13 protein-coding genes and 1 tRNA gene are annotated in these 14,532 nt (G+C 34.8%); 9 read left to right on the plus strand and 5 right to left on the minus strand.

The window, feature by feature from the left end; translation table 11 throughout:
* Positions 1-2: 2 nt before the first annotated feature.
* The 3 genes from ACY2LT_RS09935 to ACY2LT_RS09945 all read right to left on the minus strand — a co-directional run bounded on the left by ACY2LT_RS09935 (position 3) and on the right by ACY2LT_RS09945 (position 2,176).
* Entirely contained in the window at positions 3-1,547 is a 1,545-nt protein-coding gene (locus ACY2LT_RS09935; RefSeq protein WP_491815471.1) for a glycoside hydrolase family 3 protein, read from the minus strand.
* A gap of 1 nt (position 1,548) precedes the next feature.
* A complete protein-coding gene (locus ACY2LT_RS09940; protein WP_491815472.1) occupies positions 1,549-2,007 on the minus strand; it encodes an acyl-CoA thioesterase in 459 nt (152 codons plus the stop codon).
* Positions 2,008-2,104: 97 nt separating this feature from the next.
* A tRNA-Glu gene (locus ACY2LT_RS09945) sits at positions 2,105-2,176 on the minus strand.
* Positions 2,177-2,264: 88 nt separating this feature from the next.
* Between ACY2LT_RS09945 and ACY2LT_RS09950 the strand changes: the two genes are divergently transcribed.
* The 8 genes from ACY2LT_RS09950 (at position 2,265) to ACY2LT_RS09985 (ending at position 9,900) form a co-directional block, all read left to right on the plus strand.
* Positions 2,265-3,128, plus strand: coding sequence for a hypothetical protein (locus ACY2LT_RS09950; RefSeq protein WP_491815473.1), 864 nt, complete (start codon positions 2,265-2,267; stop codon positions 3,126-3,128).
* A gap of 73 nt (positions 3,129-3,201) precedes the next feature.
* Entirely contained in the window at positions 3,202-3,693 is a 492-nt protein-coding gene (locus ACY2LT_RS09955) for a hypothetical protein (protein WP_491815475.1), read from the plus strand.
* 280 nt (positions 3,694-3,973) lie between these two features.
* Entirely contained in the window at positions 3,974-4,888 is a 915-nt protein-coding gene (locus ACY2LT_RS09960) for an ABC transporter ATP-binding protein (RefSeq protein ID WP_491815476.1), read from the plus strand.
* Positions 4,885-6,192: an ABC transporter permease gene (locus ACY2LT_RS09965; RefSeq protein ID WP_491815478.1), complete on the plus strand. Its 1,308-nt coding sequence runs from the start codon at positions 4,885-4,887 to the stop codon at positions 6,190-6,192. The genes ACY2LT_RS09960 and ACY2LT_RS09965 overlap by 4 nt, the downstream gene beginning before the upstream one ends.
* An 82-nt stretch (positions 6,193-6,274) precedes the next feature.
* Positions 6,275-7,114 carry an energy transducer TonB gene (locus ACY2LT_RS09970; RefSeq protein WP_491815480.1) on the plus strand — a complete coding sequence of 280 codons (840 nt, stop codon included), beginning with the start codon at positions 6,275-6,277 and terminating at the stop codon, positions 7,112-7,114.
* A gap of 6 nt (positions 7,115-7,120) precedes the next feature.
* Complete coding sequence (locus ACY2LT_RS09975) at positions 7,121-8,239, plus strand: L,D-transpeptidase (protein ID WP_491815482.1); 1,119 nt, start codon at positions 7,121-7,123, stop codon at positions 8,237-8,239.
* A complete protein-coding gene (locus ACY2LT_RS09980; RefSeq protein ID WP_491815483.1) occupies positions 8,236-9,123 on the plus strand; it encodes a DMT family transporter in 888 nt (295 codons plus the stop codon). Before ACY2LT_RS09975 ends, ACY2LT_RS09980 begins: the two co-directional genes overlap by 4 nt.
* 60 nt (positions 9,124-9,183) lie before the next feature.
* Positions 9,184-9,900, plus strand: coding sequence for a LolA family protein (locus ACY2LT_RS09985; protein WP_491815484.1), 717 nt, complete (start codon positions 9,184-9,186; stop codon positions 9,898-9,900).
* A gap of 207 nt (positions 9,901-10,107) precedes the next feature.
* Here the strand turns inward: ACY2LT_RS09985 and ACY2LT_RS09990 are convergent, their stop codons facing one another.
* Positions 10,108-11,754: a dipeptidase gene (locus tag ACY2LT_RS09990; RefSeq protein ID WP_491815485.1), complete on the minus strand. Its 1,647-nt coding sequence runs from the start codon at positions 11,752-11,754 to the stop codon at positions 10,108-10,110.
* Positions 11,755-11,973: 219 nt separating this feature from the next.
* On the opposite strand from ACY2LT_RS09990, the gene ACY2LT_RS09995 reads away from it, so the two are divergent.
* Complete coding sequence (locus ACY2LT_RS09995) at positions 11,974-14,139, plus strand: vWA domain-containing protein (protein ID WP_491815487.1); 2,166 nt, start codon at positions 11,974-11,976, stop codon at positions 14,137-14,139.
* A gap of 70 nt (positions 14,140-14,209) precedes the next feature.
* Here ACY2LT_RS09995 and ACY2LT_RS10000 read toward each other — a convergent pair whose 3' ends face one another.
* Positions 14,210-14,524 (minus strand): biotin/lipoyl-containing protein, encoded by a 315-nt coding sequence (locus ACY2LT_RS10000; protein ID WP_491815489.1) that lies wholly within the window; start codon positions 14,522-14,524, stop codon positions 14,210-14,212.
* Positions 14,525-14,532: the final 8 nt, after the last annotated feature.

Genomic DNA, 14,532 nt, shown 5'->3' on the forward strand with positions numbered 1-14,532 from the left:
AATTAATAATTTTCTGGCAGTTCTCTGCCGGTTAGCTTCATTATCGCCGCAGCGATAGACGGAAAAGAATCAGAGTAGCAATATATTATATTTCCACACTCCAACTCTTTTGCAAAATGTGGATAACCAAAAATGATTACATACTTTTTTCTTCCATTCGATATTTTTTCTATTATGTTGTTAATTTTATCAGATATTTCAATACTTCCCTGGTAGGCTCTTCCCTTCGAAAAAACTGCAAAAATCAAAAACTCAGCATTTTCAATGTTCTCTACTAATTTTTGAGTATCTTCATCTGAAATATTTGTGTCTAAATAACCGTAGTCGCAATCGTTTTCTGTTGCCTGCGCAAGCATTGTAAAAAATCTTGACGCCGCTTGCATATCATAATCATTCTGAATAATTGAAAATGCAGCATATTGCTTGCTGCTGTCTATTGGTAAATCACTTTCAGGAACATCTGATTTTATGGATTTTATTGCTACTCTCAGTGCAAGATTTGTATGTTTCATCCACGTATTCAGTTTTGTCTCATTCTTTGCAAAACTTGGTATAAGCCCGCAAAATCTTTTTAAGGAAAGTATTTTACGAACAGAACTGATTACTTGTTCCCGCAATTCTTCAGATTTTTCTATTGCTTGCTCGACAATGCTAATTGCACCAATAGGATTTTCAGGCATCAATAAAATATCATTTCCAGCCGATAGGGCAAGCAATAATAATTCACTTGGTGAGTACTTCTGTGATACTGACTTCATATCAAGTGCATCGGTGAGAACAAGTCCATCAAATCCAAGCTTTTCCCTGATATGTAACTTGATAACTTTTTCTGATAATGACGCTGGTTTGCTTTCATCAATCGATTTTACAAGCAGATGTCCAACCATAATAGACTTCACATTGCTTTCAATAGCAGTCCGGAATGGAATTATTTCGTTTTCAAATAATTCATTTAAACTACAATCAATTATTGGTAATTCTATATGTGAATCAATTGTAGTGTTTCCGTGTCCAGGGAAATGTTTTGCTGTCGCTGCAACATTTTCTGCTTGTGTTCCTTTGATATATGCCAAAATATGCTTAGAAACAATTTCACTTGTTTGACCAAAAGATCTTATATTTATTATTGGGTTTCTTGGATTTGAGTTAATATCGCAAACAGGAGCCAAGTTCCAATGTACTCCGATGTCTTTTGCCTCTTTTGCAATTGCAGTTGCAATTTCTTCTGTAAGTTTTGCGTCATCGGCAATTCCCAGAGCCATTGCGTGTGGAAACGCAGTTCCATCATCCAAACGCATAGATAGCCCGTTTTCAAAATCTGCTGCAAATATAAGCGGTATTTCAGCTAACGACTGTAAATAGCTTGTTGCTTTCTCGACAAGATCGCAATTCCCACCAAATATACAGAATCCTCCAATTCCGGATTCAGTTAGTTTTATTATCTCATCCTTGTATTCATTCTCCTGATGAAATTTCTCAATGTCTAATCTTGGAATAATACATTGAGCTGCAAGTTTGCGAACTTCCCAGTGCTCTGTTTTCTTCATATTAACCCGTAATTTCTAAATTAGTTTGTTCAAATTGCTTGATTTTTTCTCTTACTTCATCAGGAATTCTTTTTGATTTGAATGTGCCTTTTTCAAGATGCACCATCACAGACCTTGCTATTGCACATATTTCATTATTCTCGTTCGTTACAACATTTTCCATTGTCATCGATGAGTTACCAATTGAAGCTGTCCGACAATATACTCTGTATTTGTCAGTAAAAAATAATGGAGCAAGATAAGAAATACTGGTGCTTACAACCATCAGCGGTAATTTTTCTCTGATAGTGTTTTTCTCGATTTTTATGCCAATTTTGTCCAAATATTCTAATCGTGAATTTTCCATCCAATAGAGATACTGAATGTTGTGAACAACTTCGAAAGAATCAACTTCACTAAAGTGAACTTTGCCCTCTACATAAAACTTAAATTTATCCAAACTTTTAGCTATTTCATCCATATTTTTCAGAAAAATTTTAACATATCCAAAAATAAAAAAAAATGTTTACAAATCAATCATCTATTCTTTTATGTGGAATATTATAAAGGATCTCTAGCAGCGCATAGGGGAATCGAACCCCTATTTCAGCCTTGAGAGGGCTGCGTCCTAACCGTTAGACGAATGCGCCCCTTTTGAAACGATTTATTATTAATATCGTCAATTATTTCAAAATTAACACTATTTTTGTAATTATTACAAATACATTTTTTTGAGTTATGAGAAAGTTTATTTATTTAATAACACTATTATTTGCGAGCTTACTGTGTTTCGCCCAATCCGATTTCGAAGAAATTGAAAAAGTTCAAGCTGATACAGTCTGTTTCAAATATAAATTTCAGCAAGGCGATTTGCTTATTTATCGTGTGGAATCTCGCGATAGTATTGTTTTTGACGATGATATTCCTTTGGTGCGGGATCGTTGGGAAAGATTTATTGTCAAATGCGATTCAGTTGATAAATTCGGCAGATTTCACCTGAATCTTTATTTTACAGACTATTCTGCCGTCGAATCTAAAGGTGAAATAAAAGATGTTTTGCGAAAATCTTCTCCCTGGATTAATAGAAAATTCTACTTGGTTATTGATTCTGTTTCCAATAGAATTCGTTCTGTTGCTGAAGATGTTACTAATGCTGCTGTTTCGCCCGGTGGACCTTATCAACCTTACTTATTTTTCCCCTTCAAACAATCGTGCAAGGTAGTTAATGAATCTTGGCTTGTTAGCTCAATCGATACTCTTGTCGAAAATTCATTCCCACCTGCTATTGTCGAACATTCAAATTTAATGCGTGCCGAAGATAAAATAGATACTCTTGGCTATTCTTGTATTAAATTTCGTTTCATCCGAACCGGAGAAGCTACTTATCAAATGAAATCTGAACAACAATCACTGCAAACAAACGCAATTATTAATTCTGGTGGTCGATTGTTTATTTCTTCTAAATTTTTTATCCCTGTTCATTTTTTCCAGACTATCGAACAAAAACTGCGTGTATATTTTGACGAAGATAATTACCGCGTCGGAAAACATTTTACAAATACTTATTTTACTTTGGAAGAATTTGTTCGCAAAAACAATTGATTTCTTACAATAATATTTTTTTTTGTAAGTCTTTTCAACAAAATTCTTCTTTTATCCTTTTTTTGAGGTTAATATGGCTTACAAAGAATTGCTCTCGAGTGAAGATTGGGCAATTTTGCAATCTTCATTTTTTGCGGTTTTTAAAATGATTGCCGGCGCTGATGGTAAAATCGACAAAAAAGAAAAAGACGCTATCGATGTTATTATTAAAAATTCCCATAAGTTAAATAACTCTCTTGCAAAAGAGATTCTTCAGACTATTCCTAATGGTGATGAACTCAACAGCATTTTCGATGCTCAAAAACAACCTGCAAAAGAAATTTTACGCAAAACTGCTTTCATTCTGGATAATAAAATCGAGCCAAAAGACGCCTTATCTTTTAAAAAGCATTTAATTGCTCTTGGAGTTTTCATCGCTAATGCTTCCGGTTCTCTGTTCGGCTACAAGATAAGCTACGACGAAATGGATGCCATCAACGAAGTTGGACGTTGTTTGAATATCGCTGTTAAAGATTTAGAGCAGACAAATATCATTATGGATATTATCAATTCAATCGAAGAATAATTGTCTATCTTTCAAAAAATAGGCTGTTCCATTCTGCTGGTTCAGCCTGTTTTTTTCTTTTCGATACTCAATTTGTAAATTTGTCATACTGTTTCGTTAATTCAATCCATCTCTGAATGAAATAATTCTAAATATTTTCTCTTTCCTTTAATTCTTTTATATTTGTATAGATATAAAGCGACTAATAAAATCGTTCATTTGCTATTTAAATGAAACTTTTTTATTATTTCTTTCGTATGTTTGTTGAGTTTTTATTCTTCAATTTTCGTGAGCAATGTTGATGGAAATACTCGAAGTAAAAAATGTTACTAAAAATTTTGGAAACTATGCTGCTGCAAATAATATTACTTTTGCAGTCGAAAGTGGGCAAATTTTTGGTCTGCTCGGTCCTAATGGTGCTGGCAAAACAACCCTTATTCGGATGATTAACAATATTTTAATTCCTGACGAAGGTGAAATCAATATTTTTGGCGAGAAACTAAACCCAAATTTACAGAATAAAATAGGATATCTCCCGGAAGAAAGAGGGCTTTATAAAAAACTAAAAGTAATGGAGCAAATTATTTATTTCGCACGGTTGAAAGGATTACCAAAACCGATTGCTATCGAGCGTGCCCGCTTTTGGCTTAATAAGCTTGGTGCATATGGTTGGGAAAACAAAAAAATTCAGGAACTATCGAAAGGTATGCAGCAAAAAATCCAGTTTATTACCACTATTATTCATTCTCCTGAACTCATCATCCTTGATGAACCGTTCTCTGGTTTCGATCCAATCAATACAGAACTTGTAAAAAATATCCTGCTCGAACTTAGAGATGAAGGTAAAACCATTATTCTTTCTACTCACGTTATGTCGCAGGTCGAAGAACTTTGCGATAGCATTTGTATGATTAACAAAGGCAAACTCGTTCTCAACGGTAAAGTCTCTGATATTAAATCAAAATATGGTCGTAATCATTTGATAATAGAATTTGATGGAAGCGACGAGTTCGTCAAATTGTTAAATAATGTTGAAATCCTTAACCGCTCTAATTCCCGTTTAGAACTGAAATTACTAAATCATTCCATTAATACTAACGATATTTTTAAAACTGTTTCTGAATTTGCTACTGTTACAAAATTTGATCTTTCACTTCCTACAATGCACGAAATTTTCATTGATACAGTCGCTAATCAACAAGGAGAGCAAAAATGAATAATAAAATTAACACAATAATTTCACACGAATATTCTACTCGTATTAAATCAAAAGGCTTTATTATAGGCACTATTTTGGGTCCTTTGTTTATTATTTTGCTGATTGTAATTCCCGGTTTGGTTGCTTATTTATCTGCGGATTCAACTTCCAAAAAAATTGCTATTGTTGATAAAACACATTTCGGAATTGGACAAAAATTAGTCAGCCTCGATACTTCTAAATATTATTTGTCTGATAAGTCGGAAGATGAACTTCGTCGTCAGGTACTTGGAGGCGAAAGCGATGGTTTCGTAGTTGTTGATGATAATGTCATCAATAGCGGCGAAGCGCTTGTCTTCACATCAGGCGGTGGTGGTATTGGATTTATTACAAGTTTAGAAAGCAACCTTGGCGATATCATCAAGCAAAAACAACTTAAAGATGCTGGTGCAACCGATGATATTCTCAAGCTCATTGATAAACCTTTCAAAATAAAAACTCTCAAAGTTACTGAAAGTGGCGAACAAAAAGATTATACAGAAATATATGCCGGTATCGGCTACTTTTTAGGCTTTGTGATTTATTTTCTGATGTTTGCTTATGGCTCACTTGTCAGCCGTGGAGTAATCGAAGAAAAGGCTAATCGCATTATTGAAGTTATCGCTTCCTCCGCTAAACCATTCGAAATTATGATGGGCAAGGTTATCGGGATCGGTTTGGTCGGATTAACTCAAGTTGCTGTCTGGATTTTGCTCGGTTTTGCTGCAATTACTATCGCTGGAACAATTTTCAGCGGCTCTGTTTCGCCTGAGCAGATAGCACAATTGCAAAATCAGGCAACTATGCCACATAGCACCGGCACTATGCTTAATATCGCAGGTCTCGAAATACCAACTATCTCTCCGTGGCTTATTATTGGCTTTATTTATTATTTCTTAATCGGCTATTTTATCTATGCAACTTTATTTGCTGCTATAGGTTCTGCTGTCGATCAGGAACAAGATGCCGCACAATTGCAAACTCCTGTTACTCTTCCTATTATTATTCCTATTCTGCTTATTTTCAATGTAGTTAGCAACCCTGATGGCACTCTCGCAGTAATATTGTCTCTAATCCCGTTTTTCACTCCTATTTTAATGACAGTGCGGATTGCAGCAACACAAGTGCCTTTATGGCAAATATTGGCTTCAATTATCCTTACTCTTGGCACTTTCTTCCTCTGCCTGAAAATGGCTGCAAGGATTTATCGGGTTGGTATTCTTATGTATGGCAAAAAACCTACTTTCAAAGATTTGTTTAAATGGATGCGTATTGCTAAATAATGATTTTTTGCTTGTTTGCAGTTTTTATTTTGTAAAATAATTTATATATTTGCTAATATAGATTATTAGTTTCTGGTAGCATATGAAAAAACTGTTCTTTCTCGTCTTTTTCTTTTCAGGTTGTCTATGTCTTTTTTCTCAAAATAATTTAGATGAAATCAAAATTGGTATTTACGCAAAAGATCATTCAAAAATATATAAAGGGCTATCCAACCACTTTGGGGACGACTTTTCCGCTATACCCCCGAATAAGTTCGTAGAATTTGCAAATTGGCTGCTCGAACTCGAAGATTATTCATCTGCTTATCAATTCTTTATGATTGCTAACATTTCTGCTTTTTTAAATGGTGATATGTCTTTAGAAGAAAAAAATTCCTTCATAAAAAATATTAATTCGAAGTGTGATAGTCTGATAAAAAAAATTACTCAATTAGATAGAATTAATATAGAAAAAAATAAATATAACATTTTCCCGGGTAAAATTAACTTCCTGAATAATCTGGCAATTATGCTAAAAAACTCTGATAGGATTAAATTCGATGCCAAGCCTTCTAAAAAAGTTAGAAATACTCAGGAAGGTATTGCCCCTATTCAAATAGAAACTATTAGCGGCGGTATTCAACTTGCAGAAGAAAAACCAGAAATTGACGAAGCTCCGTTTTACGACTATCGCGATATTATCGATAACCTTGTCTATCCTCAAAAAGCTAAAGAACAGAAGATCGAAGGAACAGTTACTCTTGAGATTGTTCTAAACGAACTCGGTAATGTCGTCGAAAAGAAAGTTATTTCTTCCGATAACGATATTTTTAATTCTTACGCCCAAAATGTGATCGACTATGTGAAGTTTCGCCCTGCTAAACGTAGTGGAAAGCCTGTTCATTCAAAGTTACTTGTTCCAATTCACTTTATAAATAAATAATGAAGTATGATACACAAATTTTTTACGTTTTTTGCTATAATTTTAATTATTCTAACAAGTTGTAGCCAAAATGACGAAAATTTTCAAGAAAATCTTGAGAATTCTCCAAATTCTGAAACTGAACATATTAATACCGATTTTTATGAGCCACCATACATTAAGTATAATCTCGTAGAAATTCATAATCGGAGCACTCTTGATTCAATCTTTTCTTCCGTTCCCGATAGTATCGATAAATCTGTTGCCCAAAAAATCATTATGACGTTGAACCGAAAAGAATTGCGGTTTATCCGGAATGGTGAAAAAATTATTGTCCCTGAAATTTTTACAAACAATATCCTCGATTATTCAATTTTCCCTCATAATTATCCACCTGCAAAAAATATTAAAAAAATAATTTTAGTTTCCATTGATAAGCAAGCCTATGGGTGCTACGAAAATGGCAAATTAGTTCGATTTGCTGCCGTTAATTCTGGTAAGGAACGTACTCCGTCATTCCCGGGCAAATATGCTCTCGTATGGAAAGAACGTCTTCGTCGCTCCTCTCTCGATAGCACTTGGGTTATGCCTTTCACTTTCAATTTCCATGTCGCAGCAGGAAGTGCCTTCCATCAATTTGAAATGCCAGGCCGCCCTGTTTCGCATTCCTGCTTACGTCAGTTTTTAGATGATGCTCAATGGCTCTTTAGTTGGGGCGAATCCGCTAAAAAAGATACCAGCGGCAAACTCATCCCTTTCAGTGGAACACCAGTTATTTTGCTTGGTCATTTTGATTATTCGCGTCCTCGTGGTGGTCCCTGGCTCGATTTTACCTCTAACAAAGATGGCGTCGTCCAATTGCCGGATAATCCACTCGAAGTTGAAGAAGCTCTTATTCCTATTATTCAAATTCCAAAAGAAGCTCGCTCCAGCTTACCTAATAAAGAAAGATATTTGTATGCCGAAGATACTCTTCGGGCACGTGGAATAATTAGAGAACACGTAAAACTTACTCCTTCAATTAACTTTAATCAATTGAGGCGCCAAAATCAAGCTAAAAAGCAAATGCAAAATCAAGAAAATAGCAATAACAAAAATCTTCCTGTCTTAAACGATATTGAACATAACGACGGAGTAACTGATTGAAGCCTTTCTATGCCGAGCTTTCCCTTTTTTTAGTTACTTTCATCTGGGGCGGAACTTTTGTTTTTACTAAAATAGGATTAGATTTCACCTCTCCAAGTGTGTATATTCTGATGCGTTTTAGTATTGCAATATTCCTATGTGTTATTTTCTTTAACAAGAAATTATTTAAAATTCAGAATAGAACTCTAATTAATGGATTAATCTTAGGTTTGTTTTTTGGTGGTGGTTTCTTGCTTCAAACTATTGGTTTGAAATATACAACTGTTTCAAAATCTGCTTTTATTACTGGCATCACTGTTCCACTTACCCCGATTGTATATTACATAGTTTGTCGCAAAAAAATTAACAAATACTCTTTCTGGGGAGTTTTTGTTGCTATGATTGGTCTATGGATTTTCACAAATCCAGACTTTGATAATATTAACATCGGCGATGTCCTTACTCTCTTCTCCACGATGTTTTGGGCTTTCTATATTACATATATGGATGTATTTACAAAAAAAATTGAAAATCGCTCAATAACTGCTCAGTTGGTTTTTTTGCAGTTTGTTGCATCATCGATTATTGCTCTTGTTTATTTTGTTACTTTCGAGGATAGCTCTTGGGTTGTAAAATTTGATAATATGCTTTTAATTTCATTAGCTTTTAATGCTGTTTTAGCATCATTTTTTGTTACATTTATCCATACAAGCATTCAAAGATACACTACACCTGTCAAGGCTGCATTAATTTTTTCGCTCGAACCTATTGTAGCAAGTTCAGTGGCTGTTATCTTTTTGAATGAAACTATGTCGAATACCGAAATTTTCGGAGCAACTTTGCTGTTTTCTGCTGTGATTATTTCTGAATTAGGCACTTTCTTGGAAAAAAATGGAAATGATTAATATTACTTTATTATATTTTATTTTTTACTTATTTTTAAAAATCAATAATTAGAGGTAGTTATGAAAAAATTTTTGCTTTTAATCTTTTTATTTGCTTCTGCAAATTTTCTCTATTCTCAGAATATCGATGATATAATGAAAAATGCTATTAAAGCAATGAACAAAGAAGCATTAGATAAAATTGAAACTTTCGTTATCCACGGCAGTCAGTTCATTGCTGAGCAAGGCGAACAAATTCCTATTGTTTACAAAATCAAGAGACCAGACAAAGTCAGAATTGAAATCGAATATATGGGCAATACTATTATTCAAGCCTTTGATGGCAAAAAAGCTTGGATGGTCAATCCTCTCACTGGTTCTAAAGATAAGAAAAATTTACCCGATGCCGCAAAAGACCAAATTTTGCAGATTTTCGACTTCCTTAATTCTCCTATCGTCAAATACGGTGAAGAAGGCTATTCATTTGAGTATCTTGGCAAAGAAACTATTGATGACAAGAACTACATTACTATTAAAATGACAGACAAAGATAACGATATCTCTACTATCTATATTGATGAAATTACTAATTGGTTCTATAAATTAAGGGCTGAAGTAAAGAAAGATGATGAATCTAATACAATCGAATATGTTTTTGAAGAAAAAACTAAAGTTGGCGGAGCTATCGTTCCATCTGTAATTGAATTAAAAATTAATGGAAATACTGTTATGGTATTCAACTTTGATGAATATGAAATCGGTAATGCTTTGGACGACAAAATTTTCGAAAAACCTTAATTGATAATTATTGCAATCGAATAGGGAAGAGGCTGACTTCTAAGTCAGCCTCTTTTTTGTTCATTGCTGTATGTTCCTTAAATTACAATTTCATCAACGAAATATTGATTACATTCTTATGTGCCTTTGCCAATGAATTCATTTACCATTCAAACGCAATTTGTTAAAATAAAAAAGGCGTATTTTGCGATACGCCTTTTCTAACATTTATTTCCCTTTCTTTTTGTCTTTTTTCTTCTTCATTTTTACTTCGAAATAACCGGGTTTTTCTTTGACAACACGTTTGAAAAATTCGTCGCCATAACCTACACCCTTAGGATGACGCCCGTTATCAACGTTCACATCATTAATATAGCCATCATTATATTTTACAACTAATTGCTTCCATAGAGTAAACCATTCATCAAACATTTTTTGAGACTCATTCAATGAATAATCGCTCAAAAATTGCATTGCCGAAGCTTTATCTTTCTGATACAACTCATTTGCCGCCTTCTCGATTATTGGCTGAAACATCTCATACTTACTTTCAAGACGCTTCTGCACAACCTGAATGTCTTTGATAATATATGAATATTTTGTATATGCAAGGTTTGCAACCAGATTGAATATCCAAAAAGCAGAATTCAAATCAAGTTCTTTAATACTACCACCTCTGAAACATTTTGGAATATCGTTCATTGCACCTACATAAAGTGGCACATAAACAGTAGAATAGGTATCATCAACTCCATACCAAAATACTCCGGCAATTTCTCTTGGCAAGAAACTTCTGCTTTGCGATACAAAGGAAAATGCTGTTTGCTGTGTCGAAATTGGTCTTTCCCAGGCATAAGTTGTTGTGTCGCCGGAAATTTTAAATGCAAGCGGTTTCCATCTGTATGGATTGCCAAAAGGTTCTGCTGCAAGTCCTTTGGTCATATCAAATTCTGTATCGTTGAAATGATCGCGCATTAAGCTCATCACATCTTGTGGTGTAAGCTTCTTGTCCGGCTTGATGTATAATGGATAAGGTTCTTCTCCTTCGTATGCACGCCAATAATCACTCGATAAATTCAGAGATGGTGCTGCTCGTCTAAACAAACTCCATACTCTTCCCTCGCAAAACAGCAAACTGCTCGCGTCGAGTGGGCAATATGTGTCAGCGAAGCTGAATGGTCCCTGTTTTGGGTTGTAGTAGCCTCGTGCAATCGCAAAAGAAATCACATCCGGTGCATACAAACAATTATTAGGGTCATTCATCGGAAATTGTCTGATGCGCGCTTGGTTAGCGTGAGCCGCTACATATCCGTCTGGAATACGAACAGCTACCCACACAGCACCTTTTTCGTAAGGTCCTTTGCTTATCATTTCAAGTATCCAAACTTCATCAGGATCAGCAACAGAGAAAGATTCTCCCGAACTATAATAACCGTACTCAGCAACAAGCTCTGTCATCACTCTAATTGCTTCACGTGCAGTTTTAGCTCTTTGCAATGCTATATACATAAGCGAACCATAATCCATTATTGCGTTTGTGTCCCGCAGTTCCTCACGTCCACCAAACGTTGTTTCTCCAATTGCTACCTGATATTCATTCATATTTCCAATTACTTTATATGTTTCAGGCACTTGTTTTATTTTCCCAAGATGTTTGCCGCTATCCCACTCATAAATATCAACCCACGACCCTTCGGGATGTTTTGCTGCAGGTGCATAATATAATGGCTCCATAAATCCACCGGCATCTGCCGAATAAGAAATCATTGTCGAACCATCTGCCGAAGCTCCTTTTGTTACCAGAAAGTTTGTGCAAGGATATACTTCTAATGTAAAGGCAAAAAATAGCATTAATAAAATTAATCTGGATTTCATCATAAGTCCTTTGTATTAAACAAAATCATTTATTTATTCATTTAATATAAAGAAAAATACAAGATTTAACAAAAAAAATCTAAACGAATTATGAATAATTGATGAATTCAAACAACTGTATTATGATTTTCTTCTTATGATTTACTAATTTATTTTTCATATTTTTGCTGTTATTTCGTTATCATATTTTCATATTTGTTTTATTTAAAAATACACGTTATGAATTCATACAATTTGGTTATTTCTGGTTACTGGTGGCTTTTGGTTTTATTTATTACAGCTGGATTTGGGCTGTCTTTATGGGCATACAAAACAACAATTCCTCCAATTTCCGAGAAAAAACGCTATCTGCTTATCACACTTCGTGGATTTGCCCTCGCAATTTTAATCTTTGCTATTTTTGAACCAATATATTCAATTACTCGTGCATTTATCGAAAAACCTAAAATAGCTATTCTTCTCGATAATTCGATTTCTGCCGGCACTACTGATGCAAAAGGCAATCGTGCCGATGCTTTCAAAAATGCTTTGATTAACTCAAATATTGATAATCTCGATAATATTACCTTCCTTTTTGATAGTGATGTCAAGCAATTAGATAAGTTCAACATAGATAGTTTAGCCTTTAATGGCAGAGCAACTGATATTTCAAAAGCACTTCGCCGATTAGATAGATACCGCGACGAAGAGAATATACGAGCTGTAGTGCTATTCACTGACGGTGCCTACAATGCCGGTTCAAATCCAATTTTCGATGCCGAGCGTTTCACTGCTCCATTTTACGTTGTTGGTATCGGCGATACCACTGAGCCAGTTGATATTGCTGTATTATCAATTGTTACAAATGAAATTGCTTATGTCGATAATAAAATCCAAATTATGGTCAATTTCAAAGCAAATGGATTTTCTAATAAAACTTTGAAATTAAAGCTATTCTCTAATGAAGAAAAAATCGGAGAACAAGATATATTCATTGAGCCGGGTAGAGAACGTTATTTTCACAATTTCGAATATACTCCCACCAAACCCGGAACTCATAAAATAACCGCACAGATTGACCCAATCGAAAATGAAATTACCCGAAAAAACAACTCAATTTCAGAATTTATTCGTGTCCTGGAAAACAAACGTAATTTTGCAATTTTTGCCGGTTCTCCATCACCTGATTTGTCGATGATTAAGCAGTCGATTTCGCTCGAAAAAGGCGTCGAAATAAAAGAATTTATTCAGAAAAAAGGTGCTGAATTCTACGAAACACCTAATCCGAAAGTTCTCCAAGCCAGCGAACTTATCGTTTTTGTTGGTTTTCCTGTCCAATCAACTCCGAAAAATGTTATTGATATGATAAAACTTGAATTAGAACGTGGAAAGCCTCTTCTTTTTATCGCTTCTCAAACTACTGACTACAATAAACTTAAAGAATTTCAGAATTATCTGCCTTTTGTTGTAGTATCCTCACGACCACAAGAATTACTTGTAGTTCCTGATTTCAAAACGCCTGCACTCTCTTCTCCAATTTTAAGAATTACCGGTAGCGACGACGACCTTAAACTTTGGAATTCACTCCCGCCTCTGTTCCGAACCGAAACATTTGTTCGTCCGAAAACGGAAAGCGAAGTATTAGCCACAATGAAAATCAACAATGCTCCTTTAAATGAACCTTTGATCATGTCCCGACATTTCCAAAATAGTAAGTCTATTGCTCTGATGGGATATGGTTTGCATAGATGGAAGCTTTTTGGTTACGCCTCGGAACTTGCAAAAGGACGCAATGCCGAAGATTTGTTAAACATTTTTATCAACAACAGCTTGCGATGGCTTTCCATTGCCGAGCAAACCAAACCAGTTAAAGTCCGTCCTTCGCGTAAATTTTATAATGAAAATGAAGTAGTCGAACTTTTTGGTGAAGTTTACGACGCTGCCTACAATCCTATCGAGAAAGCAAATCTTAAAGTTAAAGTTTCTGGTAAAAGCGACACTCGCGAAATCACTCTTGCCCCAACAGGTCAGGGCAACTACTATACAACAGTAGAAGGGCTCACTTCGGGTGATTATTCCTTCTCAGCAGAGGCAACTCTCAACAACAACGTTCTTGGTACTGATGACGGCAGATTTTCCATTGGTGATATTTCTATTGAATACCTTAACCTGAAAATGAATGAGCCTCTTCTCAAAAAAATTGCTGAAATCACCGGCGGGAAATTCTATTATTCCGGTGATGTTTCATCTATTGTTGATGATATTCGAAAAAATAGATTCTTTACAGAACGAAGCATAAAAAAACGCAACGACATAATTATCTGGAACTTACCTTATTTGCTTATTCTTGTTGTTCTGCTTCTTTCAGCAGAATGGTTCATTCGGAAACGAAGCGGAATGTTATAAAAGAAATGTTTATATAAAAAAAAAGAGACGTAATTTGTTACGTCTCTTTTATTATTATTTCCTGAATACTTTATTCAAATTCAACTAAAAGTTCATCTTTAGCAACTGATTTGCCAGTCGAAACAGCAACATATCTAATCTTACCATTCATTGGAGATTTAATAGTATTTCTCATTTTCATTGCTTCCAGCACAAGCAACTTGTCCCCGGCTTTTACATTATCTCCGATTTTTATATACACTTCCCGTATCACACCCGGAATAAAAGCCGTTACTTTTTTCGGATCTTTCGGAGCATATTTTTTTCTCGCAACAAATTTTTTAGTCAGTTGCGTTTCGTAAACTGTATCGTCAAGAATTATCTTTCCTAAATTTTCGTTATTCATCTCTACTC

It is taken from the genome of Eximiradius proteiniborus (genome assembly GCF_058546985.1).